The organism is Azospirillum sp. P4_B5 (assembly GCF_056402275.1).
In genome coordinates, this window is the sequence record NZ_JBFUHT010000009.1 from 71,591 (window position 1) to 95,714 (window position 24,124).

Here is a 24,124-nt window from a genome sequence, read left to right on the forward strand (position 1 = left end):
CGGTCAGCAGCGCGCGGCCGCTCCGCCCCTGCTTTTTCACAATTCGTCCGACACCTTCATCTTGCGTCCGGGAGACTGAGATGACCGATAAGATTGCGCGCTTTTTCGAAGAGCAGCGCCCGCAGACCCCGTGCCTCGTCGTCGATCTGGACGTCGTGGAAGCGAACTACCACGACCTGGAGGAAGCGCTCCCGGATGCCCGGATCTTCTACGCCGTGAAGGCCAATCCGGCGCCGGAGATCCTCGGCCTGCTGACCCGTCTGGGCTCCGCCTTCGACACCGCCAGCGTCCCGGAAATCCAGATGGTGCTGGCCGCCGGCTGCGCGCCGGAGCGCATCTCCTACGGCAACACCATCAAGAAGGAAGCGGACATCCGCCGCGCCTTCGAGCTGGGCGTGCGCCTGTTCGCCTTCGACAGCGAGGCGGAGCTGGAGAAGATCGCCCGCGCCGCCCCCGGCGCCCGCGTCTTCTGCCGCATCCTGACCTCCGGCGAGGGCGCCGAATGGCCGCTGTCGCGCAAGTTCGGCTGCGACCTCGCCATGGCGCGGGAGCTGCTGCTGAAGGCCAAGGGCATGAACGTCGTTCCCTACGGCGTGTCCTTCCACGTCGGCTCGCAGCAGAAGGACCTGATGCAGTGGGACCACGCCATCTTCCAGGTGGCGCAGCTGTTCCGCGAGCTTGAGGTGCTGGGCGTCGATCTCGGCATGATCAACCTGGGCGGCGGCTTCCCGACCCGCTACCGCACCGACGTGCCGGAGACCACCGCCTACGGCCAGGCCATCTTCGAGTCCCTGCGCACCCACTTCGGCAACCGCCTGCCGGAAGCCATCGTGGAGCCGGGCCGCAGCATGGTCGGCAACGCCGGCATCATCGAGAGCGAGGTCGTCCTCGTCTCCCGCAAGTCGGCCAACGACGTGAAGCGCTGGGTCTATCTGGACATCGGCAAGTTCAGCGGTCTCGCCGAGACGATGGACGAGGCGATCCAGTACCCGATCCAGGTGATGGGGGACGATGAGGAGGGCGACAGCGAGGCGGTCGTCCTGGCCGGCCCGACCTGCGACAGCGCCGACGTGCTCTACGAGCGCGCCGAGTACAAGCTGCCGATGGACCTGAAGGCCGGCGACCGCGTGCGCATCCACGCCACGGGCGCCTATACGACCACCTACTCGGCGGTCTGCTTCAACGGCTTCGCCCCGCTCCAGCAGATCTGCATCTGATCGGGCGACGGTCTGTTCAAGGAAAAGGCCCCCCGTCCTTCGGGACGGGCGGCCTTTTCTTTTGGCGACTTGCGGGAAGACAGGAACCCGGACGCGAAAAGGGCCGCTCCCTTAGACAGGGGCGGCCCTTTTCCTTGCGGTCTCCCGCAGCCGTGACGACGGCATCAAGCCTTCCAGAACGGCTTGCTGATCTCGCCTTCGACGTCGATCTGGGAAATCCCGATGTCGTGCAGCATCCGGTCGTCCAGCCGAGCCAGCTCGCGGCGGGTGATGGTGCGCTGCCGCCACAGGGCGAACGTGTCCAGAACGCTGTCCAGCACATACGCCACCGGAGCAGGGCGCAGGGTACGGCCGACGTGGGCCGTGCGCAGAGCGATTGCCATGGTGGTCATCCTATCTTTGAAGGTCCCGAGGGGGCCTGCCGGAAGTGGCCGCCGCGCCCTCGCTTTGTGAGAAAGAATATTGCTCATTCCGCGCAAACCCGCCACCGCCATGTGGGTATGCGAGCCGTGTGCTTTCTCGATAGCTGTCGTAGGAATATCACCGATGCAGAAATAATGGGCCGATGCACAGTTTTTGGGCGTCACGAATTGTGCAGTTCACCAACAAACAGGGTTTAAAACGGAGCGCTGGACAGGCGCCGCGGCGCGTCCTACCTCTGATCCCGACCGTCGTCCGACACCGAGTTCTTCCCATGATCGACACCATCGCCTTCGACGGCGACGACACGCTGTGGCACAACGAGTCCCTGTTCTCGATGACGCAGGACCGCTTCCGCGCGCTGCTCGCCAACCATTTGGCCGATCCGGCGGACATCGACCGGCGGCTGTTGCAGGCCGAGCGCGAGAACCTCCGCGTCTACGGCTATGGTATCAAGGGCTTCGTCCTGTCGATGATCGAGACGGCGGTGGATCTGACCGACGGGCGCATCGGCGGGCGGGACATCCAGAGCCTCGTCGAGTTCGGCAAGGCGATGCTGGAACACCCGGTCGATCTGCTCGACGGGGTGCAGGAGGTGGTGGAGGGGCTGTCCGGGCGCTACCGGCTGCTGCTCGTCACCAAGGGCGACCTGTTCGACCAGGAAAGCAAGATCGCCCGCTCCGGCCTCGCCGAGCGCTTCGACGCCATCGAGATCGTCAGCGAGAAGGACCCGACCACCTACCGCCGCCTGCTCGATCGCCACGGGGTGGACCCGGCGCGCTTCGTCATGGTGGGCAATTCCGTGCGGTCGGACATCCTGCCGGTGCTGGCCGTCGGCGGCCACGCCGTCCATGTGCCCTACCATGTCACCTGGGCGCACGAGGTGGCCGAGCCGCCCACCGAGAACTACCGCCGCATCGACAGCCTGCACGGCCTGCCGCCGCTGCTCGCCGCCTGGTGAAAGGGAAACCGTGATGAGCTTCGCCCTGCTGACCGACCCCGCCCGCCCCGCCGTGGAACCCGAAACCGGCGGCCCGGCCGCCGACCGCGTCCTGTCCGGCGCACCGGTCTTCACCACCTGGAACGAGTACGAATCGGCGGACGGCAAGCGCTTCGCCGGGGTCTGGCGCTCCACCCCCGGCTCTTGGCGGATCGTCTACGACGAGTGGGAGTATTGCGAGATTCTGGAGGGCACCAGCGCCATCAGCCACGCCGACGGGCGCCGCTGGACCGTCGGCCCCGGCGACCGCTTCACGCTGGAGCCTGGCTTCGACGGTGTGTGGGAGGTGCTGGAGACCACGACGAAGCGCTATGTGGTCATTCTTCCCTGAGAGGCAGTTCATCTGCACTCGGCCATTTTAACCCTCTCCCCTCTGGGGAGAGGGTGGCCCAAAGGGCCGGTGAGGGGGTTGCGCTTTTGCCGGGCGTGGCGCCACGCGCAACCCCCTCACCCTAACCCTCTCCCCAGAGGGGAGAGGGAACACCAAGCGCTTCAGCCACGCTCCCCGAACAGGTGAACGGCGCCCAGGTCGGCGCGGTTCAGCACGACCACGGCCTTTCGCCCGATCTCCACGGCCAGCAGGCACAGCGCCATGATCGACACCACCAGGACGATCCGTGCGATGTCCCTCGCCCAGGCCCGCCGCTTGCGCCGTCGGGCGGCCAGATGCGCGGCCAGCTTCTGCCGCAAGGCGCTGCCGCGCCGCCCGTAGCCGCGCGTCCATCCACCCCAGCCACTCTCTATGGGCGGCGGATCATTCGGCGCGGGTGTCGTGGGAACGGGCAGTGCGGCGCCGCCCGCAGGCGGCGAATCGGCGTCGGGCGCGGTGGTCCGGCTGGCGGTCGCGCCGGGCGGGTCGGTCGCGGTCACAGCGGTCTTCCTGCGGCGGAGGAACGGTCGATGGGCCGTTATCTACGCCATTTTCATGAAAGCGCAACACGCCGCGCCCCGGCGCCCGGAAAGGACACGCGAAAAAGGCGAGGCCGCGGCGGATTGCCTCGCCCCGCCTCCACTGCGTCAGCGGCGGCCGCGGGGATCGCGGCTCAGCCCCTTGGCCTCCAGCTCCGCCAGATACTCCGCCCACAGGCGGTCCTGGTCCTCGCCCAGCTCGTACAGCAGCTTCCAGGAGTAGATGCCGCTGTCGTGCAGGTCGTCGAAGACGATCCGCAGGGCGTAATGGCCGATGGCCTCCAGGCTCATGATGCCGACGTGGCGGCGGGCCGAGACGGTCTGCTTCTGGCCGGGACCGTGGCCCTGCACCTCGGCGCTGGGGCTGTGGACGCGCAGGAACTCCGCCGGGTAGGAGAAGGTCCGGCCGTTGTCGAAATCGACCTCCAGCCGCTTCTCCTCCCTCTTCAGCCGGACTTCCACCGGCCAGTGCTTCGTGCCGAAGGCGTCCGACGCGAATTGCTCGTCGGACATCAGGCGGCCCCCGGCTTCCCGTCGAGGCTGCGGGCCTCGTCGATCAGCATGATCGGAATGCCGTCGCGGATCGGATAGGCCAGCCCGGCGCGGTCGCTGATCAGCTCGGCGCGCTCGGCGTCGTAGCGCAGCGGCCCCTTGGTCAGCGGGCAGACGAGGATCTCCAGAAGCTTCGGATCGACGCGCGCCTGCGTCTTGCCGTCGGCGGGCGTGTTGTCGTGGGGGTGGGCGCTCATGGATCGGGCCTCGCAGTCGGAGAGTGCAACATGGTTTGCAGGAAACGGTCAGTGACGCAGCGCGCCGCCGCCGTCCCCCTCATGGCCGTCGAGAATGGCCATCTCGACCAGGGCGATCAAGAGCTTCGCGCGCTCCGGCAGATCCGGCGTCTCCAGAAGGGCCTGCTTTTCGCTGGGCGAGAAGGGGCAGATCATCGCCAGCGAGGTGACCAGCCGCTCGTCCGGCGTGCCGTCGATGGACTTCCAGTCGACCGACAGCCCCTGCATCCGGAAATAGCCCTTCAGCCCGGCCAGCAGACGCGGGCGATCCAGCCCGCAGCCGTCGGCCCCGCCGCGCTCCAGCGGGTCGATCAGGTCGCCGGAGAAGCGGTCCCAATCCGCGGCGACGCGGCGGTAGCCGCGCTGGCCCTCCAGCTCCCGCATGATGGCGAAGCGGCTGACCCCGGTCAGGGTGATGATGTAGCGGCCATCCTCGGTTTCGGCGAAGCTGGTGATCCGCCCGGCGCAGCCGGTGCCGTAGACCGCCGGCTCGCGCAAGCGGCAAGCCGGGTCGGTCGGCTGGACCATGCCGATCATGCGGTCGCCGGCCAGCGCGTCCTCGACCATCGCGAGGTAGCGCGGCTCGAAGATGTTCAGCGGGAGGCGCCCGCGCGGCAGCAGAAGGACCCCCGCAAGCGGGAAGATCGGAAGCTGCCGCGGGAAGCGGTCCGGTGACGGGTCGATGGGGTTCCGGCTCATGCGACGAATATAGAACCCCCGCGCACGGCGAACAGAGCGGCCTGGAACGGAACAGGCCGCGATCCGGAGTCGCCTTCGGACCGCCGGCCCCCCGAGATCAGCGGAACAGGATCGACGACAGCTTGCGGCGGCTCTGCACCGTCAGCGGGTCGGTCGGGCCGAAGGCCTCGAAGAACTTGACGAGCTGCTTGCGGGCGGCCTCGTCGTTCCAGGCACGGTCGCGGCGCACCAGTTCCAGCAGCTCGTCCACCGCGGCCTCGCGTTTGCCGGCGGCGAACAGCGCGAGCGCGAGGTCGAAGCGGGCCTCGTGGTCGTCGTGGTTGCGGGCGACCTTCTCCATCAGCTCCGGGATCGGGCCGGCGTTCGCGGCCTGCTCGGCGACCTCCAGCGCGCTGCGCACCGCGGCGATCTCCTTGTCCTTGGCGATCGGTTCCGGCACCTTGTCGAGCATCTGCTTGGCGCGGGCCAGCTCGTCGTTGACGATCAGGCAGCGGACCAGCCCGGCATAGGCCACGGCGTTCAGGTTCTCCGGATCGGCCTGCAGGATCTCGCCGTAGATCTCCGACGCCGTCTGGGTGTCGCCGGCCTCCAGCGCCTCCTTGGCCTGGGCCAGCGCCTCCTCGATGACGTCGCCCGCGTCGCCGCCCGCGGCCCCGGCCAGCTTCACCAGCTTCTCCACGAAAGCCTTCACCTGCGATTCCGGCAGGGCGCCCATGAAGCCGTCCACCGGGCGCCCCTGGAAGAAGGCGTAGACCGCCGGGATCGACTGCACGCGGAGCTGCGAGGCGATCATCGGGTCCTTGTCGGTGTCGATCTTGACCAGCCGCACCTTGCCCTTCGCGGCCAGCACCGTCTTCTCCAGGATCGGGCCGAGCTGCTTGCACGGGCCGCACCAGGGCGCCCAGAAATCGACGATCACCGGCACGGACTGCGACGCCTCGATGACGTCGGCCATGAAGGCGCGGTCGCTGCTGTCCTTGATCAGGTCACCGGCAGCGGGAGCGGCACCGGCGGCGGCGGGCTTGTTGGCGGGCGGAATGGAGAACATGGCGGTCACGTATCCCTTTGCGATCTCGCGTGATAGATGAGCGCACGGGGCGCGTTAAGCAAGCGTCGGCTGAGAGTCCGGCGGCTCCTCCCCGAAGGGCACGATCAGCGGCTCGTGCCCGCCGGCCCGCAGGAAGCGCAGCAGATCCGCGGCGGCGATGGCCGTGGTGCGGTCGTTCAGCAGCGGATGGTAGTTCAGCGGGTCGTGGGCCAGCATCTGCTCCTGCAGCACCACCCGCACCCGCCGCTCGCGGTCGTTGACCAGCGCGAAGGGCGTGACCGAACCCGGCCGCACGCCGAGATGCCGCCACAGCCGGTCGGCGGAGGCGAAGGACAGCCGCGCCGACCCGATCACCTTGTCGAAGCGGTTCAGCTCGACCCGCGCATCCTCCAGGGCGACGACCAGCCAGTGCTGCTCCTTCTTGTCCTTCAGGAACAGGTTCTTGCAGTGGCCGCCGGGCAGCGCGCCGCGCAGCGCCTTGCTCTCCTCCACCGTGTGCAGCGGCGGATGACGGTGGGTCACGGTGCGGATGCCGAGCGCCGCGAGATGCTGCAGGAGCTGCTCCGGGCTCGTCGGCAGCGGCTCCTCGGCCCTGCCCTCGGGGGTGTCGCGGGTGTCCATGGAGCCATCTTTAGCGTTGCCGGGAATATTCGTCCGGGAAAATCTGTCCAGGCGCCCGAGAAAAGTGAAACATGACGCTTGCATTGCGCCGATCCATGAGTATAGTCCGCCGCACGCCGCCGGACGGCACCGAACAACGGTCCGAACGGCAGCGAAACGGAGCGCGGGCGTAGCTCAGGGGTAGAGCACAACCTTGCCAAGGTTGGGGTCGAGGGTTCGAATCCCTTCGCCCGCTCCATTTTCCCGACGGAGGCGGTGATCCTCCAGGCGGGAAACAAGACAGTGGATGGAAAGGCTGGACCTTCGGGTGCCGGCCTTTTTCGTTTTTTCCTCCCGAGTCATCCCGCTCCCCGCGCGTTGCGATTCCGCAACCGACGCCTCACCCTCCCCGACTCCCCTCGCCCCGAATCGACGCAGCCATACAGGGCGCGCCACCAAATGGCGCAATCGAAAGGTGCGAATCCTGGCAAATCTCATACTTATGTAGGTCATTCCCCGCGCTCATATCCTATATGACCGCGTGAATAAATTTACTTATTGGCAACCTACTTGCGTATGACCCGCGGAAGGACTAAGCTTCAAATGCGAAACAAATAGAACTTCTATCCGTTTAGGGTTGTATGCACCATGGATGGTCCGGTCATGTCGGACGGGCTAAGCCCGTGATTTTCCCGGATAGGACGCTCCTGTCCGGCCGGCGTCCGCCGCTCCGGCAACGCCGGCCCTCCCCCGCCTGATCGTCACCGGCTCCGCTGTCGTCGCGCTGCGACCGGCGGTGCCGCTGGTCGCGCTTCCAAGCCCCGCTTCGTACAGCCCAGACGGCAATCCGCCCAGACGACAAGAGGTCCTTCCCATGGCTATGCAACGCTACATCGTGAACTTTCCGCGCCTGTCCCCGGACATGCTGGAAATCTGGAAGACGGTCCCCAGCAGCATCGCGTCCGACGTGCAGAACCGCTGCCAGAGCATGGACGCCCGGATCAAGCCCTGCGCTCCCGGCATGCGCATCTGCGGGCAGGCCCGCACCGCCGTGTCGATGCCGGGCGACAACAGCATGCTGCTGACCGCCTGCAGCCTGGCCGAGCCGGGCGAGGTGGTGGTGGTTGCCGGCGCCGGGCTGGAGGAGGTGGCGCTGGCCGGCGAATGGGTGGTCCGCGGCTGCAAGTCGCGCGGCCTGGGCGGGCTGGTAATCGACGGCTCCGTCCGCGACCTCCAGGAAATCCGGACCATCGGCTTTCCGGTCTTCGCCAAGGGCTCGGTGCCGCGCGGCCCGCACAAGGCCTTCGGCGGCAAGATGGACGTGCCGGCCGGCGTCGGCGGCATGGTGGTCAATCCGGGCGACCTCATCATCGGCGACGACGACGGCGTGACCGTGGTGCCGCTGGCCGTGATGGACGAGGTTCTGAGGCGCTGCCTGGAGCTGATGGCCAAGGAGAAGGTGTGGTCGCAGCAGCTCGACGCCGGCAAGTCGCTGATGGAGGTGCTGGGCGTGCCGGAACCGGAGATCGTCGAAACGCCCACCCTGCGCTGACCCCCAGCGCCTCCGCCGGACCACGCGCGCCGGCGAACCGCACAGCCCCTTAAGCCGCCCCAAGACCGGTTTCCGCTGCCATGACGCTCATCTTTCAAATCGTGCTGCCGATGTTCGTCCTGGTCGCGCTCGGCTTCTACGCCGGGAAATCGGGCAATTTCAGCAACACGGCGGCTCAGGGGCTGTCGCGCTTTCTCGGCATCTACGCCCTGCCCGCGCTGCTGTTTGCGGCGATGGCCAAGGCGAAGATCCCCGATCCCATCGAATGGGGCTTCGTGGCGTCCTTCTTCGTCGCGGCCTTCATCATCTTCGGGCTGGGTGCCGCCTGGATGCTGTCCATCCGGCGGCGGGACGAGGCGGCGATCGGCGGCTTCGCCCCCTCCTTCTCCTCCATCGGCCTGCTCGGCGCACCGATCCTGATGGACGCCTACGGATCGTCGGTGGCCATCCCGGTGATGCTGCTGATCCTGTTTCAGTCGCCGCTCCTCTTCACCACGGCGACGATGATCGCCGAGGCGCAGCGGACGGCGGGCGGGCGGCCGGTCGCCGCCGCGGTCAACGCCGTCAAGGCGACCCTGCTCAGCCCGATGATCCTGTCCATCGTCGTCGGCATGGGCTTCAACCTGACCGGCGTTCATGTGCCGGACGCGGTCATGAAGGCGGCGGATTACGCCGCGGCCACCGTTCTGCCCTGCGCCTGCTTCACGCTGGGTACCGCGCTGTCCTTCGGGAAGCTGTCGGGCAAGTTCGGCCAGGCGCTGGTCCTGGCGGTGATGAAGACGGTCCTGCACCCGGTGCTGACCTGGGTCCTGGCGGTGGAGGTGTTCCACCTGCCGCCGGACTGGCTGGCCCCCGCCGTGACCGCGGCGGCGCTGCCCATCGGCGTCAACGTCTACGCCTTCGCCGAGCGCTACCAGACGGGGCGGGAGCTGGTGTCCATGTCGCTGCTGCTGTCCACCCTGATGTCCCCGATCTCGATTTCCGTCGCCTTCATGGTGGCGATGGGCTGACACGGTCATTTCGACGCAGGCGATTTTCATTATGCGTCCATTTGACGCTTATCACGCACGCCCGACCGTGCGGAACTCCAGGAAACCATGCCGAATAGAAATCATTCGTCGAAAATCCCTGTCATTTCCGGATGTCCGGTTCGGTCAACACGATTGATACACGAATAGCGACTCTGTATCTTCCACCTTGAAGCGTCTTAACCGCTTCCATAAGGTCGATTTGACAGCGTTGGGTCTATGAACCGCCCCTTTTTGCGAAAAAGACGACTGAACTCCGCCGCCGCGCCGGCGACGGGATCGGCCACCCACGAAGACAGACATACCGAAGTATGCACCCATCCTGCTCAAAGCCAGGACGGCTCTTCGTCTCGTTCATGACCCGATATTCCAATGCTGTCGAAATCAAAGATCATCGATCTTTACGAGAATTTCAGAAAAGGAGGCCCAGCCTGTGTCCGCATCGGGACGGGCGGGATCTCCCGGGACCCCGCCGCGTCCGCGACCAAGGGGGTCTTCCGCAATAACGCAGGAAAGAAGGGCATCCAGATGATCATTCGCAGCAAGTTCCTGGCGCTGGCGGCCGGGACCCTGGCGCTGGCCATGTCGACGACCGCGCTGTCGACGGCCCGGGCCGCCTATCCCGAGAAGCCGATCACCGTGGTCGTCGCCTACGACGCCGGCGGTTCGACCGACGTGACCGCGCGCCTGCTGGCTCCCTTCATCGAGAAGCATCTGGGCGGCACCCGGATCGAGGTGGTGAACAAGCCGGGCGCCGGCGGCGAGATTGGCTTCGCGGCCATCGCCGACGCCGCGCCGGACGGCTACTCCATCGGCTTCTGCAACACGCCGAACATGGTGTCGATCCCGATCGAGCGTCAGGCCCGCTTCTCGGCGGACCGGCTGGACGCGCTGGTCAACGTCGTCGACGATCCGGGCGTGTGGAGCGTTCCCGGCGACAGCGCCTTCAAGACGCTGAAGGACGTCGTGGAGCACGCCAAGGCCAACCCGAACACCGTCACCGTCGGCACCACCGGCGTGGGCTCGGACGACCAGCTCGCCATGCTGCTGGTGCAGCGCCAGGCGGGCGTGCAGTTCACCCATGTGCCCTTCTCCGGCTCCGCCGCCAACTACAAGGCGATGCTCGCCAAGAAGATCCAGATCAGCGGCCAGAACCTCGGCGAAGGTCTGCGCGGTCAGGCCTCCGACCAGATCCGCGTGCTGGGCGTGATGAGCAAGGAGCGCTGGAAGGCCGCCCCGGACATCCCGACCTTCGCGGAGCAGGGCTACCCGGTGCTGATGGCCTCGCTGCGCGGCGTCTGCGCGCCGAAGGGCCTGCCCGCCGACGTCCGCGCCAAGCTGGTGGACGCCGTCACCAAGGCCGCGACCGATCCGGAGTTCGTGGCGAAGGCCGAGGCCAAGGAGACTTTCCAGCCGCTGCGCGTCCTCGGCCCCGACGCCTTCGCGGCGGAACTGAAGCAGCTCGACACCGAGCTGAAGTCGCTGTGGCAGTCGTCGCCCTGGCTGAAGTGATCCGGGGCTGACGCGACCCGGGCGGGCTGGTCCGTCCGGGTCCGGCCCATCCGCGAAACCACCCGCCGCCGGCCGCCCGGCCTGCGACGGGTGCGGTTCAAGCCCCCCTGACCATCCGGCGCCAACGGACCGGCCAATGGTTGAAGCAGGTGCTCCATGACTTTCCTCAATCACCTCCACATTCCCACCAAAATGGGAATCCCGGCGGCGACAGCGATCCTGGGCATGCTTGCCATCGCGTTGCTCGGCGGCTCCGCCATCACGGAACAGTCACGCCTGCTGGACACGCTGTTCAACCGCTCCTTCACGCGGGAAGCGGATGTCCAGGCGTTGACCGACACGCTGACCGTCGCCCACGCCGGCCTCTACCGGACGGTGATCCTCAGCACCGCCAACGCCTCTCCCAAGGCGGTCGAGGATGAATCGAAGGCCCTGACCGAACAGATCACCAAGCTGAAGACCCAGGCGGACAAGATGAAGGGCCAGTCCGCCGCGACCGAGGAGGAGGGGCAGATCCTCCAGCGCTTCGGCTCCGACACCGCGGCCTATCAGGCGAAGGTGACCAGCTTCCTCGACCTGCTGAAGATGGGCGTCGATCCGCTCGACTTCCTGCAGGAGGTCCAGGCGGCCTACGGACGCCTGAACGGCACCGCCCGCGACTACCTGACCTACCAGCGCCAGCAGTCGGCCGACGCCTACGCCAACGTGAACGCGTCGGTCGACGCGACCACCCAGGCCTTCGTCGCCTCGGCAATCGTCGCCCTGCTGATCACGGTGGGCGTCGCGCTGTTCATCGGCTTCAACATCGCCCGTCCGGTGGTCCGCCTGACCATGGTCATGGAACGGCTGGCCCAGGGCCGGCTGGAGGACGAGGTGCCCGCCGCCGAGCGCGGCGACGAGATCGGCCAGATGGCCCGCACCGTCCGCGTCTTCAAGGAGAACGCGCTGCGCGTCCAGGAGATGGCGCGCGAGCAGGAGGCCATGCGCGCCCGCGCCACCGAGGAGCAGCGCCGGGCCATGAACAGCCTCGCCGCCGACCTGGAGGCGTCGGTCAAGGCGATGATGGGCGAGGTGGTGCGGTCCGCCGACTCCATGCGCGGGGAAGCCAACGTCATGCTGGAGAACGCCCGCCAGACCAGCCACCACAGCGATTCGGTCGCCCATGCGGTGCAGGAGGCGACGAGCGAGGTGGAGAGCGTGGCCGCCGGCGCGGAACAGCTCCGCGCCTCCATCGACGAGATCACCCGCTCCATCACCCAGTCGACCCAGCTCGCCCGCGGCGCGGTGGACGAGGCGGGGCGGACCGACTCGATCGTCCAGGGCCTCAGCGAGGCCAGCCGGAAGATCGAGGAGGTGGTCGGCCTCATCAACAACATCGCCGGCCAGACCAACCTGCTGGCGCTCAACGCCACCATCGAGGCGGCCCGCGCGGGAGAGGCCGGCAAGGGCTTCGCCGTGGTTGCGCAGGAGGTCAAGAGCCTCGCCAACCAGACCGCCAAGGCCACCGACGAGATCGGCGCGGAAATCGCGGCGGTACAGGCGGCGACCAGCGCGGCGGTCAACGCCATCCGCGCCATCGTCAACACCATCCGGCAGGTCGACGAATCGCTCAGCACCGTCGCCGCGGCGGTGGAGGAGCAGGACGCCGCCACCCGCGACATCAGCGAGCGCTCGCAGCGCGCCGCCACCGATACGGTGGCCGTGCTCCAGGAAATGCGGCTGGTGCAGCAGGCGGCGGAAACCACCGGCCATTCCGCCGGTGCCGTCCAGACCACGACCGAGGAGCTGTCGCGCAGCTTCAACCGGCTGGACAACGAGATCGAAGCCTTCATCACCCGCATCACCGCGGCCTGACCGGTCGGGACACCGCCCATGAAAAAGGCCCCTCTTCCACATGGAAGAGGGGCTTTTTCTATATGGCCTTGTCTGTTCGCTTTTGCCCGATCACTTCAGCCAGGGGAACTCGCGCCAGAGGTTGCGGAAATCGCCGTCCAGCTCCTTCAGCTCCGCCGAGAAGGCTTCCGAATCGAGGATGCGCAGCGGCTGGTAGGTGTCGCGGGCCTTGCTCTGGAATTCCGGGTCGTTGGCGGCCTTGGTCACCGCCTCCACCAACTTGGTGCGGATCTCCGGCGGCAGGCCCTTCGGCGCGCCGACGCCGCGCAGCGACGCCATGGTGATGTTGTAGCCCAGTTCCTTGAAGGTCGGCAGGTCGGGCGCCATGTCCCAGCGCTGCGTGCTCATCACGCCCAGGATGCGGATGTTGTCGCCGCCGGCCTTGCCGCGCAGCCCCTCGCCCAGATTCTGGCCGCAGATCTGGGTGTGGCGGCCGAGCATGGAACGGTAGTTCTCAGCGCTGCCGGGAAACGGCACGTGGGTGAAGCGGACGTCCGCTTGGCGCTGGAGCAGCAGCATGCCCAGATGGTCGTCCGACCCGACGCCGGTGGAGCCCAACGTGATGGTGTTCGGGTTGGCCTTGGCCTGGGCGACCAGATCCTCCACCGTCTTGTAGGGGCTGTCGCCGTGGACCGTCATGATGCCCGGGTCGTCGACGATGTTGACCAGCGCGTCCAGCCGGTCGAGCGTGAAGCGGGCATTGCGCTCGATCGGGATGGTGACGACGTTCGGCGTGTTGATGAAGCCGATGGTGTAGCCGTCCGGCGTGGCGTCGGCGATGGCCGCGAAGCCGATTTCCCCCCCGGCGCCGCCGCGGTTCATCACCACGATCCGCGCGCCGCCGCCCAGATATTTTTCGATGTAGGGCGCCAGCATGCGCGCGGTCACGTCGGTCGATCCGCCGGCCCCGTAGGCGACGATCATGGTGATCGGCTTGTCCGGGTAGGCGGCCTGGGCCGCAGTCGCGCCCATCATCAGGGCACAGGAGGTCAGGAGGCTGGAAATGAAACGTCTGGCTTTCATGGTCGGCTCCGCCAAATGCTGCCGCACGACCACCACACCGGAGCGCCACCAAGGAACGCTTCTGTGGTGTCGGTTGCGCAATTCATAGTAACACGATTTTTTGTACACTATAGTATTTAAGGCGCAACCATAGTGAGAGAAACGGACACATTGCCGCGCCAGTCATCGCCACCGAAAGGCGTCGGCAAAGCGGCCCTCCCGCCTTGGGAAAGGCCGTTCGGTCAGGTTCCGTCACACAACGACGCGGGTCAGTTGATCGGCTCGGCGCGGTTGCCGAACAGGGCGCGCAGCTTGCGCCCGATCGCCGACACCAGCAGGCCCTGGTTGCCGCCCTCCGGCTTGGGGAACCAGTCCGGCTCCTCGATCTGGATGCGGCGGACCACCGTCAGGAACGCCTCGACCACCAGCGGGTCGAAATCCTTGCCCGCCCGCTCGGCGATCCAGGCGATGGCGTGCTCGACCCCCCAGGCCTTGCGGTACTGGCGGTCGGTGATGAGGGCATCGAACACGTCGGCCACCGCCATGATCCGCGCCGAAACCGGAATGGCCCCGCCGCGCAGCCCTTCCATGTAGCCCGACCCGTCGTAGCGCTCGTGGTGGTAGCGGGCGATCTCCGAGGCGATGGACAGCAGGCTGCGCCCGCGCAGGGGCAGCGCCGCCTCGCTGAGGATGCGGTGGCCGATCAGGGTGTGGCGCTGGATGGCCGCCATGTCGTTGTTCGCCAGCTCGCCCGGAATGCCCAGCGTCTCGTCCGACACGCTCAGCATGCCGACGTCGTGCAGCAGGGCGGCCAGCCCGACCTTCTCCGCCAATTCGTCGTCCAGCTCGTCGGCGAAGCGGCCGTGGACGCGCAGCTCGCGCGCGATGTCGCCGACCAGCCGCTCGATGCGCTGGAGATGGCCGGCGGCGGCGTTGTCCTTGTATTCGGCGAGCGAGCCCATGGCGAGGACGGTGGCCTTCTGGGCGGTGTTCAGCTCCTCGAACAGCAGGGCGTTCTCGAAGGCGATGGAGCATTTGTTGCGGAACAGCTCCAGCAACTGCCACTCGCGCGCGGTGCCCTCGTTGTTGTGGCCCTCGACGTAGATCATGCCGATGATCCCGCCATGGGCGCGCAGCCGCAGCGCGCAATAGCCCGGCTCCACGATGGTCTCGGAACTCGGGCTCAGCCGCTCCAGCGCGGCGGCCACGCTGGGCTCGCCCAGTTCGGCGACGTCCACGTCCTTCCATTTGGCGAAGCGCCCGGTGGAGGCGCGCACGCGGATGCGGCGGTCGCGCGGCAGCGTGTCGCCCTGGATGCACAGCAGCGCGTGCCGCCCGATGCCCAGCAGCCCGACGACGCGCGGCAGGATGTTGGGGAACAGCACGTCCGGGGTGCGCATCTCCAGCAGGCCGGTGGTCGCCACCAGCATGCGGGCCAGCGCCTTGCGCCCGGCGGCCTGGGTCTGCAGATTGAGGAAGGCGCGGAGCCGCGGCACGACCGCGGTGCGCAGCGTGCGCACCGTCAACCCGTCCTTCAGGCGGTAGTCGCTGACGTCGTGGCCCTCCACCACCTCCTCCTCCGGCGCCCGCTCGGGATGGGCGGTGCAGACCAGGATGCGGACGCGGCTGTTCCCCAGATCCTTGCGGATGTGGTCGATGAGGCCGAGCCCTTCCGGCACCCCATCCGCCGCGGGGTCCAGCACCGGCTCCAGCAGGACGGCGGCGGTGCTGGGGTTGCGGTACAGCGCCTCGCGCGCCTCGGCGGCGGTGGCGGCGGTCAGCACCGTCACCGGCGCCCCGTCCAGCGCGAAGCCGTCGAGCGCGGCGCGCGTCAGCCCGGCCAGCGCCGGGTCGGGATCGACCACGAGGACGTGCAGGCGGGGCTTGGCGGGGGGAACCGGGTTGGCCTCCGGCGGGCGGGCGTCGTCGTTGGGCATGATCGTCTCGTTGGTTGCGCGCCGCAAGCGCGCCGGCACGAAAAATACGCCCACTTCCGGACTCATTCAACTTTCATCGATTTGGACACGAAGGGCCGCTCCGTAATAACCGCCTCAATAACCGCCTCTTCCGGTTACGCCCCTCCGCCTGTTGCCTGTCGCAGCAAATCGGCTACCCTCTGCCTACAACGGCGGCAAACCGCCGCAAAAAATCAGGGAAGGATTGGAGCGATGGCTCTCAGGGCCGAACAGCTCAAGGACGAGCTGACCGAAGAGGTCGTGCGGCAGGTTCGCGAGCGGCTGGGCCGCAGCCGTGCGGCACCGGCGGAGCGCTTCGTACGGCAGTTCTACGATAACGTCCCGCCCGACGACATCATCCAGGCTCCGGCGGAGCAGCTCTACGGCGCGGCGCTGGCCATGTGGCAATGGGGTCAGCAGCGCGAGGCGGCGGACCGCGCCAAGGTCCGCGTCTACAATCCCCGCGTCGAGGAGCATGGCTGGCAGTCCCACCGCACGGTGGTGGAGATCGTCAACGACGACATGCCCTTCCTCGTCGACTCGGTGACCGCGGAGCTGAACCGCCAGGGGCTGACCGTCCATCTGGTCATCCACCCCGTGGTGCGGGTCAAGCGCGACGCCGACGGCCAGCTGGTGGAGATGTACGAGCCGGCGGCGGCCCCCACCGACGCGGCCCCCGAATCCTTCATGCATGTCGAGGTCGGCGCGGTCACCGGTGCCGCCGCGCTGGACCAGGCCCGCGAAGGGTTGGAGCGCGTGCTGGCCGACGTGCGCGCCGCCGTCGCCGACTGGCGGGCCATGCGCCAGCAGGTGCGCGCCGCCATCGTGGAGGCCGACTGCGCCCGCGCCGCCGTCCCGGCGATCATCCCGGACGACGAGGTGGACGAGGCCAAGGCCTTCCTGTCCTGGGCAGACGACGACCACTTCACCTTCCTCGGCTACCGCGAATACCGCTTCGAGAGCGGCGCCGACGGGGCGGACTCCTCGCTGGGTCTGGTCGCCGGCAGCGGTCTGGGCATCCTGCGCGACGACTCCGTCACCGTCTTCGACGGGCTGCGCAACTACGCCACCCTGCCGCCCGACGTGCGCGACTTCCTGCGCAACCCGCGCGTGCTGATGGTGACCAAGGGCAACCGCCCCTCCCCCGTGCACCGCTCCGTCCCGATGGACGCCATCCTCATCAAGCGCTTCGACGCCGAGGGGCGGATCGTCGGCGAGCGGCTGGTCGCCGGGCTCTTCACCTCCGTCGCCTACAACCGCAGCCCGCGCGAGATCCCCTATCTCCGCCGCAAGGTCGCGGAGGTGATGGAGCTGGCCGGCTTCGACCCGCAGGGCCATGACGGCAAGGCGCTTCTGCACATCCTGGAGACCTACCCGCGCGACGAGCTGTTCCAGATCCAGGTGCCGGAGCTGCTGGACATCGCGGTCGGCATCCTGCACCTGCAGGAGCGGCAGCGGCTGGCCCTGTTCGTGCGCAAGGACCCGTTCGAGCGCTTCGCCTCCTGCCTCGTCTACGTGCCGCGCGACCGCTACGACACCACCCTGCGCCGGCGCATCCAGTCCATCCTGGAGGCCGCCTACGCCGGCACCTGCACCGGCTTCACCACGCAGCTGACCGAAAGCGTGCTGGCCCGCCTGCATTTCATCATCCGGACCGAGCCGGGCCGGGTGCCCGCCGTCGACGCCACCGATCTGGAGGCGCGGCTGGTCCAGGCGTCGCGCGGCTGGGACGACCATCTGCGCGACGCGCTGGTCGAGGCCCATGGCGAGGAGCAGGGGCGCACCCTGTTCCGCCGCTACGCCGACGCCTTCCCCACCGCCTACCGCGAGGAGTTCAACGCGGAAGCCGCCGTCTTCGACATCGACCGCATCGAGAAGGCGACGGCCCAGGGCACGTTGGGCATCAACCTCTACCGCCCGCTGGAGGCCGAAGGGGACGAGCTGCACGTCAAGATCTACCACGAAGGCCGCCCGGTGCCGCTGTCCGACGTGCTGCCCATGCTGGAGCACATGGACCTGAAGGTGATCACCGAGGCCCCCTTCGAGATCGCCATCGCCGGCCACGCCGCCCCGGTGTGGATCCACGACTTCACCGCGCGCTCCCAAAACGGGCTGCCCATCGACTGCGCGATGGTCAAGGAGAAGTTCCAGGACGCCTTCGCCGCCGTCTGGGACGGCCGGATGGAGGATGACGGCTTCAACCGCCTCGTGCTCCGCGCCGGCCTGACCGCGCGGGAGGTGACGGTGCTGCGCGCCTACGCCAAGTATCTGCGCCAAGCCCGCATCCCCTATGGGCAGGACGTGGTGGAAAGCACGCTGGCCGGCCATCCGGCCATCGCGCGCAAGCTGGTCGCCCTGTTCCACAGCCGCTTCGACCCGGCCCGCCGCCCGCAGAACGATCCGGGGCTGGCCGCGGAGATCGAACGCGCGCTCGACGGGGTGAAGAACCTGGACGAGGACCGCATCCTGCGGCGCTTCCTCAACCTGCTGTGCAACACGCTGCGCACCAACGCCTATCAGAACGGCGCGGACGGGCGGCCCAAGACCTACCTCTCCTTCAAGATCGACAGCCGCCACATCGACGAGCTGCCGCTGCCTCGCCCGATGGTCGAGGTGTTCGTCTACAGCCCGCGGATGGAAGGCGTCCATCTGCGCGGCGGCAAGGTGGCGCGCGGCGGCATCCGCTGGTCCGACCGGCGCGAGGATTTCCGCACGGAGATCCTGGGGCTGATGAAGGCGCAGATGGTCAAGAACACCGTCATCGTGCCGGTCGGTTCCAAGGGCGGCTTCGTGGTCAAACGTCCGCCGCCGCCGTCCGCCGGGCGCGAGGCGGCGCTGGCCGAGGGCATCGAGTGCTACAAGACGCTGATGCGCGGCCTGCTGGACATCACCGACAACCTCGACGCCGAGGGCGCGGTGGTGCCGCCGCCCGAGGTGGTCCGCCACGACGAGGACGATCCCTATCTGGTGGTCGCCGCCGACAAGGGCACGGCAACCTTCTCCGACATCGCCAATTCGGTGTCGGTGGACCACGGCTTCTGGCTGGGCGACGCCTTCGCGTCGGGCGGCTCCGCCGGCTATGACCACAAGAAGATGGGCATCACCGCCCGCGGCGCCTGGGAATCGGTGAAGCGCCATTTCCGCGAGCTGGGACACGACACCCAGACGCAGAACTTCACCGTCGTCGGCGTCGGCGACATGTCGGGCGACGTGTTCGGCAACGGCATGCTGCTGTCGAAGCACATCCGCCTGCTCGCCGCCTTCGACCACCGGCACATCTTCATCGACCCCGACCCCGACGCCGCGCGGAGCTGGGAGGAGCGGCAGCGCCTGTTCGACCTGCCGCGCTCCTCTTGGGCGGACTACGACGCGTCGCTGCTGTCCGCGGGCGGGCGGGTGTTCGACCGCTCGGCCAAGTCGCTGGAGCTGACGCCGGAGATCCGCCAGCGCTTCGGCATCGCCAAGGACCACGTCACCCCGCTGGAGCTGATGCAGACCCTGCTGAAGGCCGAGGTGGACCTGCTGTGGTTCGGCGGCATCGGCACCTACCTGAAGGCGGCGGAGGAAACCAACGCCGAGGTCGGCGACAAGGCCAACGACGCGCTGCGCATCGACGGGCGCGACGTGCGGGCTAAGGTGATCGGCGAGGGCGCCAACCTCGGCGTCACCCAGCGCGGCCGCATCGAGGCGGCGCGGCACGGGGTGCGGCTGAACACCGACGCCATCGACAATTCGGCGGGCGTGGACACCTCCGACCATGAGGTGAACATCAAGATCCTGCTGAACGACGTGGTCGTCCGCGGCGACATGACGCTGAAGCAGCGCGACCAGCTTCTCGCCGCCATGACCGACGAGGTGGCCGGTCTGGTGCTGGCCGACAACTACCTGCAGAGCCAGGCCCTGACCGTCGCCCGCGCGCTGGGTCCCGACGCGCTGGAGGCGCAGGCCCGGCTGATCCGCTCGCTGGAGAAGGCGGGGCGGCTCAACCGCGCCATCGAGTATCTGCCCGACGAGGAGGAGTTGTCCGCCCGCATGGCCAACCGCGAGGGGCTGACCCGGCCCGAGCTGGCGGTGCTGCTGGCCTACGCCAAGATCACGCTCTACGACGATCTGCTGGCGTCGGACCTGCCGGACGATCCCTTCATGGCCGACGACCTCACCCGCTACTTCCCCAAGCCGCTGCGCAAGGCCCATGCGGAGGCGGTGGGGCGGCACCGGCTGCGGCGGGAGATCATCGCGACCGGCGTCACCAACAGCCTCGTCAACCGCACCGGCCCGACCTTCGTCAAGGAGATGATGGAGAAGACCGGCATGGGGCCGGCGGACGTCGCCCGCGCCTACACCATCGTGCGCGACGCCTTCGGCCTGCGCTCGCTGTGGACGGGGATCGAGGATCTCGACACCGTCGTCCCCGCAGCGCTCCAGACCAGCATGATCCTGGAGACGGTCCGCCACATGGAGCGCGCCGCCGCCTGGTTCCTGGCGAGCTGCCAGCAGCCGCTGGACATCGCCCGCGAGACGGAGGCCTTCCGGCCCGGCATCGAGACGCTTCTGGCCGGTCTGGACAACGTGCTGGACGCCGAGGAGACGGCCCGCCTGACCGCCCGCGTCGCCTCCTACCAGGAGCAGGGCGTTCCCGCCGAGCTGGCCCGCCGCATGGCGGCGCTGCCGGTCCTGGCCGCCGCTCCCGACCTCGTCCGCATCGCCGGGCGCACCGGACGCGGGGTCGCGGACGTCGCCGCGGTCTACTTCATGCTGGGTCGTCGCTTCGGCCTGGAGTGGCTGCGCGACAAGGCCGCCGCGGCGAAGGCGGAGAACCATTGGCAGAAGCAGGCGGTGGCCGCCCTGGTGGACGACCTGTTCGCCCACCAGACCGCGCTGACCACCCGCGTTCTGGAGGCGGTGGACCAGCTACCCGCGGAAGCCCCCGTGGAGGCCTGGATCGCCCACCGCCGCCCGGTGGTGGAGCGGGTGGAGCAGCTCCTGTCCGAGTTGCGCACCCAGCCCAACGTCGACCTGTCGATGCTGGCGGTGGCGAACCGGCAGCTCCGCGGCCTGACGGCGGGGTAAAGGGCTTGAAAACCCCTCGTCCGGCCCCCTTCGGGCGGGCCCGGACGAGGGTTTCCCATGCGTCCCGCCCGCTTTCCGGCTATGGTGCGGCCAATCCAAGGATTGTCCGCCCAACCGGAGCCCGCCGCGATGACCGACCCCCAGCCAACCCTGAACGACGCCATCCGCCTGCTGCGGACGAACGATCTGGGCGGGGCGGAGGCGGCCTGCCGGGCGATCCTGGCGACCGACCCGCACAACGCGCAGGCCCTGCACCTGCTGGGCGTCGTCGCCGCCCACACCGGCCATCCCGACGGCGCGCTCGACCTCTTCACGCACGCCATCGCCGAGGACGGCAAGGACCCGTCCTTCCACAACAGCCGCGGCAGCCTGCTCTTCCAGCTCGGCCGCGCGGCGGAGGCGGAGGCGGCGTTCCGCGCCGGCATCGCCCTCAACGACCGCCTGCCGGAGCTTCACGGCAACCTGGGCAACGCGCTGAAGGCGCTGGGCCGGCTGGAGGACGCCGAGGGCGCCTTCCGCGCCGCCCTGGCCCTGCGCGGCGACGCGCCGGAGATGCACAATTTCCTGGGCACCACGCTGCGCGAGCTGGGCCGGCTGGACGAGGCGGAGGCCGCCTTCCGCGCCGCTCTGGAACGGGCGCCGGAGTATCTGGAGGCCCGCTACAACCTCGCCGAGGCGCTGAGCACCCGCGGCGCCCTGGAGGAAGCCGAGGAGGCGTTCCGCGTGGTGATCGCGGCGGCGCCCCGCTTCGTCCCCGCCCATGTCGGGCTGGCCCACACCTTGCAGAGCCTCGACCGCGCCAACGAGGCGGTGGAGGCCATCGAGGCCGCCCGCGCCATCGCGCCGGACCACCCGCTGGTGCAATTCACCCGCCGGCTGATCTATTCCAACGCCGTTCCCGGCTGGCACCTGCCGATGATCAACGATGTCGAGCGCAACGACGCCTACGAGGCGGCGCTGAAGCGCGCGGTGACCCCGGATTCGCTGGTCCTGGAGATCGGCACCGGCTCTGGCATCGTCGCCATGATGGCGGCGCGCGCCGGGGCGCGGCGGGTGGTGACCTGCGAGGTGAACCCGATCCTCGCCCGCATCGCCCGCGAGACCGTCGCCAACAACGGCTACGCCGAGCGCATCGACGTGGTGCCGAAGCTGTCCACCCGCCTGTCGGTGGGCGAGGGCGGCGACCTGCCGGAGAAGGCCGACATCTTCGTGTCGGAGCTCATCAACATCGGCATGCTGGCGCCGCGCATGCTGTCGGTGCTGCAGCACGCGCGCACCCATCTGGTGAAACCCGGCGGCGCGATCATCCCTCGCGCCTCGACCGTCTACGCCATGCTGGTGGAAACGCCGGAGCTGGCCCGCATCAACCCGGTGAAGCGCATCGGCGGCTTCGACATGTCGACCTTCGACGTCTTCCGCTCCCCCGGCTACCAGCAGATCGACCTCGGCGCCGACACCCACACGCCGCTGTCGGCCCCCTTCACCGCGCTCGATTTCGACTTCACCCGCAACATGCCAGAGGAGGGCGGCCGCGAGATCGCCGTGGAGATCACGGCGGAGGGCACCTGCCACGGCGTGGCCTTCTGGTTCGACCTGCAGATGGACGAGGAGGTCACCTACCGCTCCGAAAGCCGGGCGCGGACGAACCATTGGAAGCAGGCGATGACCTATTTGGAGACGCCGATCCGCGTGCGCCCCGGCGACCGGCTGACCATCGTCGCCCGCTACGACAACAACCAGATTTCGTTCGGCGTGGGCGGCTGAACGGACGCGCGCCCTCGGGTTTTCCCGCGGGCCGAAGCCAGCCGATCGACGCCGAACCGGAGAGGCCCCATGAGCACCGACGAGTCTTCCGACCGCATCGCCACCGACGTCGCCGTCCCGCTGCCCGACCTGTCGGATCTGGAGCGGCAGAAGGCGGAGATCGAGGCGATCCAGGCGCAGATGATGCAACTGCGCGCCCGGATCGATCAACGGCTGGACGACCAGCGCTTGGACGGCCAGCGCCCCACCATCGACCTCGTCCCGATCCACCTCGACCCGCCCCCGCCGGCCGTCGAGTAATCCGACCGATGGCCAACGACACGCCGAGCCGCCGTGCCATCGCGTCCTGGTGCCTCTACGACTGGGCGAACTCGTCGTACAACACCATCGTCACGACCTTCATCTTCTCCGTCTATTTCGCCCGCGGCGTGGTCGGGGACGAGGTCGCCGGGGCCTCGCGCTGGAGCGCGGCGCTGACCGTCGCCGGGTTGCTGATCGCCCTGCTCAGCCCCGTGCTGGGCGCGGTGGCCGACCGGACGGGGCGGCGCAAGCCGTGGATGGCGCTGTTCACCGCCCTGACCGTGGTCTTCTGCGCCGCGCTCTGGTGGGTGAAACCCGACCCGTCCCACGCTTTGTTCGCCCTGGTCTGCGTGGTCATCGGCACCGTCGCCTTCGAGCTGGCGAACGTCTTCTACAACGCCAGCCTGACCGCTCTGGCGCCGCCGCGGATGCTCGGGCGGATTTCCGGCTGGGGCTGGGGCATCGGCTATTTCGGCGGGCTGGCCTGTCTGGTGGTCGCCCTGTTCGTCTTCGTGAAGTCGCCCGCCCCGCTGTTCGGCCTGCTCGACACGGCGGAGCAGGCGCCGGTGCGCGCCACCGCCCTGCTGGCCGCCGCTTGGTATGGGCTGTTCGCCCTGCCCTTCTTCCTGTTCGTTCCGGACGTGCCGGCGACCGGACTGGGCATCCGGGAGGCCGCGCGGGAGGGCATGGCGACGCTGCGGCGGACGCTGGCGGAGACGCGCAAGTACCGCAACACGTTGCGCTTCCTGATCGCCAGCGCGATCTACCGCGACGGCATCAACACCATCACCGCCTTCGGCGGCATCTTCGCCGCCCACGCCTTCGGCATGACCTTCGAGGAGATCCTGCTCTTCGCCATCGCGCTGAACGTGGTGGCCGGGGTCGGGGCCATCGGCTTCGCCTGGGTGGACGACCGGATGGGGGCCAAGCCGACCATCCTGGTCAGCCTGATCGGCCTGACCGCCTTCGGCGTGCCGCTGCTTCTGGCGACGGAGAAGGCGTGGTTCTGGGTGCTGGCGCTGGGGCTGGGCGCCTTCTTCGGGCCGGCGCAGGCGGCCGGGCGGTCGATGATGGCGCGGCTGGCCCCGCCGGGCATGGTGGGCGAGATGTTCGGGCTCTACAGCCTGACCGGCCGCATGGCCGGCTTCGTCGGGCCGCTCGCCTTCGGGCTGGCGACCACGCTGTTCGAGAGCCAGCGGGCCGGCATGGCGAGCGTTGTGGCTTTCTTCGTCATTGGTTTTGGGCTTATGCTGGCGGTTCGGGAGCCGGCACCGGGCGATGCGAATGCGGTGCGACAGTCCGCCGCGGCATGACGGCGGATTCACCCAGCGGAAGCTGCTAACTTGCCTTTTGCTGCGACGCACAAC

General features: G+C 68.5%; 20 protein-coding genes and 1 tRNA gene. 12 read left to right on the forward strand and 9 right to left on the reverse strand.

Annotated elements, in window-relative coordinates; genetic code table 11:
- Positions 1-80: 80 nt before the first annotated feature.
- The gene (locus AC1DVI_RS09645; RefSeq protein WP_476957777.1) at positions 81-1,217 is read left to right on the forward strand and encodes a type III PLP-dependent enzyme; all 1,137 of its coding nucleotides are present in this window, start codon (positions 81-83) and stop codon (positions 1,215-1,217) included.
- A gap of 164 nt (positions 1,218-1,381) precedes the next feature.
- Here AC1DVI_RS09645 and AC1DVI_RS09650 read toward each other — a convergent pair whose 3' ends face one another.
- Complete coding sequence (locus AC1DVI_RS09650; protein WP_476957778.1) at positions 1,382-1,600, reverse strand: DUF1127 domain-containing protein; 219 nt, start codon at positions 1,598-1,600, stop codon at positions 1,382-1,384.
- A gap of 311 nt (positions 1,601-1,911) precedes the next feature.
- Between AC1DVI_RS09650 and AC1DVI_RS09655 the strand changes: the two genes are divergently transcribed.
- Positions 1,912-2,598 (forward strand): HAD family hydrolase, encoded by a 687-nt coding sequence (locus AC1DVI_RS09655; protein ID WP_476957779.1) that lies wholly within the window; start codon positions 1,912-1,914, stop codon positions 2,596-2,598.
- 13 nt (positions 2,599-2,611) lie between these two features.
- Positions 2,612-2,968 carry a cupin domain-containing protein gene (locus tag AC1DVI_RS09660; protein WP_476957780.1) on the forward strand — a complete coding sequence of 119 codons (357 nt, stop codon included), beginning with the start codon at positions 2,612-2,614 and terminating at the stop codon, positions 2,966-2,968.
- Positions 2,969-3,129: 161 nt separating this feature from the next.
- Here AC1DVI_RS09660 and AC1DVI_RS09665 read toward each other — a convergent pair whose 3' ends face one another.
- The 6 genes from AC1DVI_RS09665 to AC1DVI_RS09690 all read right to left on the reverse strand — a co-directional run bounded on the left by AC1DVI_RS09665 (position 3,130) and on the right by AC1DVI_RS09690 (position 6,702).
- Entirely contained in the window at positions 3,130-3,507 is a 378-nt protein-coding gene (locus tag AC1DVI_RS09665) for a hypothetical protein (protein ID WP_200526826.1), read from the reverse strand.
- A 147-nt stretch (positions 3,508-3,654) separates the two neighbouring features.
- Positions 3,655-4,059, reverse strand: coding sequence for a gamma-butyrobetaine hydroxylase family protein (locus AC1DVI_RS09670; protein WP_476957781.1), 405 nt, complete (start codon positions 4,057-4,059; stop codon positions 3,655-3,657).
- Positions 4,059-4,295 carry a Trm112 family protein gene (locus AC1DVI_RS09675; protein ID WP_145622897.1) on the reverse strand — a complete coding sequence of 79 codons (237 nt, stop codon included), beginning with the start codon at positions 4,293-4,295 and terminating at the stop codon, positions 4,059-4,061. Before AC1DVI_RS09675 ends, AC1DVI_RS09670 begins: the two co-directional genes overlap by 1 nt.
- Before the next feature lie 48 nt (positions 4,296-4,343).
- Positions 4,344-5,033: an LON peptidase substrate-binding domain-containing protein gene (locus tag AC1DVI_RS09680; protein ID WP_145622898.1), complete on the reverse strand. Its 690-nt coding sequence runs from the start codon at positions 5,031-5,033 to the stop codon at positions 4,344-4,346.
- A 97-nt stretch (positions 5,034-5,130) separates the two neighbouring features.
- Positions 5,131-6,081, reverse strand: coding sequence for a tetratricopeptide repeat protein (locus tag AC1DVI_RS09685; RefSeq protein ID WP_476957782.1), 951 nt, complete (start codon positions 6,079-6,081; stop codon positions 5,131-5,133).
- 54 nt (positions 6,082-6,135) lie between these two features.
- Positions 6,136-6,702, reverse strand: a complete 567-nt coding sequence (locus AC1DVI_RS09690; protein WP_149164413.1) for a prolyl-tRNA synthetase associated domain-containing protein — start codon at positions 6,700-6,702, stop codon at positions 6,136-6,138.
- Between the two features lie 163 nt (positions 6,703-6,865).
- On the opposite strand from AC1DVI_RS09690, the gene AC1DVI_RS09695 reads away from it, so the two are divergent.
- The 5 genes from AC1DVI_RS09695 to AC1DVI_RS09715 all read left to right on the forward strand — a co-directional run bounded on the left by AC1DVI_RS09695 (position 6,866) and on the right by AC1DVI_RS09715 (position 12,627).
- Positions 6,866-6,940, forward strand: a tRNA-Gly gene (locus tag AC1DVI_RS09695).
- Between the two features lie 615 nt (positions 6,941-7,555).
- Positions 7,556-8,233 (forward strand): RraA family protein, encoded by a 678-nt coding sequence (locus tag AC1DVI_RS09700; RefSeq protein ID WP_237904815.1) that lies wholly within the window; start codon positions 7,556-7,558, stop codon positions 8,231-8,233.
- A gap of 80 nt (positions 8,234-8,313) precedes the next feature.
- Positions 8,314-9,243, forward strand: a complete 930-nt coding sequence (locus AC1DVI_RS09705; protein WP_149164415.1) for an AEC family transporter — start codon at positions 8,314-8,316, stop codon at positions 9,241-9,243.
- A gap of 546 nt (positions 9,244-9,789) precedes the next feature.
- Positions 9,790-10,773 carry a tripartite tricarboxylate transporter substrate binding protein gene (locus AC1DVI_RS09710; protein ID WP_476957783.1) on the forward strand — a complete coding sequence of 328 codons (984 nt, stop codon included), beginning with the start codon at positions 9,790-9,792 and terminating at the stop codon, positions 10,771-10,773.
- A gap of 156 nt (positions 10,774-10,929) precedes the next feature.
- Positions 10,930-12,627 (forward strand): methyl-accepting chemotaxis protein, encoded by a 1,698-nt coding sequence (locus tag AC1DVI_RS09715; RefSeq protein WP_476957784.1) that lies wholly within the window; start codon positions 10,930-10,932, stop codon positions 12,625-12,627.
- Between the two features lie 90 nt (positions 12,628-12,717).
- Here the strand turns inward: AC1DVI_RS09715 and AC1DVI_RS09720 are convergent, their stop codons facing one another.
- Together AC1DVI_RS09720 and AC1DVI_RS09725 are read right to left on the reverse strand one after the other, a co-directional pair.
- Positions 12,718-13,689, reverse strand: a complete 972-nt coding sequence (locus tag AC1DVI_RS09720; RefSeq protein ID WP_476957785.1) for a Bug family tripartite tricarboxylate transporter substrate binding protein — start codon at positions 13,687-13,689, stop codon at positions 12,718-12,720.
- A gap of 248 nt (positions 13,690-13,937) precedes the next feature.
- Positions 13,938-15,605 carry an HD-GYP domain-containing protein gene (locus AC1DVI_RS09725; protein ID WP_476957786.1) on the reverse strand — a complete coding sequence of 556 codons (1,668 nt, stop codon included), beginning with the start codon at positions 15,603-15,605 and terminating at the stop codon, positions 13,938-13,940.
- A gap of 231 nt (positions 15,606-15,836) precedes the next feature.
- Here AC1DVI_RS09725 and AC1DVI_RS09730 point away from each other — a divergent pair, with 231 nt between their 5' ends.
- The 4 genes from AC1DVI_RS09730 to AC1DVI_RS09745 all read left to right on the forward strand — a co-directional run bounded on the left by AC1DVI_RS09730 (position 15,837) and on the right by AC1DVI_RS09745 (position 24,070).
- Complete coding sequence (locus AC1DVI_RS09730; RefSeq protein ID WP_476957787.1) at positions 15,837-20,693, forward strand: NAD-glutamate dehydrogenase; 4,857 nt, start codon at positions 15,837-15,839, stop codon at positions 20,691-20,693.
- Between the two features lie 129 nt (positions 20,694-20,822).
- Complete coding sequence (locus AC1DVI_RS09735; protein ID WP_476957788.1) at positions 20,823-22,457, forward strand: tetratricopeptide repeat protein; 1,635 nt, start codon at positions 20,823-20,825, stop codon at positions 22,455-22,457.
- 69 nt (positions 22,458-22,526) lie between these two features.
- On the forward strand, positions 22,527-22,757 hold the full coding sequence (locus tag AC1DVI_RS09740) for a hypothetical protein (protein WP_476957789.1): 231 nt from the start codon (positions 22,527-22,529) through the stop codon (positions 22,755-22,757).
- A gap of 8 nt (positions 22,758-22,765) precedes the next feature.
- Entirely contained in the window at positions 22,766-24,070 is a 1,305-nt protein-coding gene (locus AC1DVI_RS09745) for an MFS transporter (protein ID WP_476957790.1), read from the forward strand.
- Positions 24,071-24,124 lie beyond the last annotated feature (54 nt).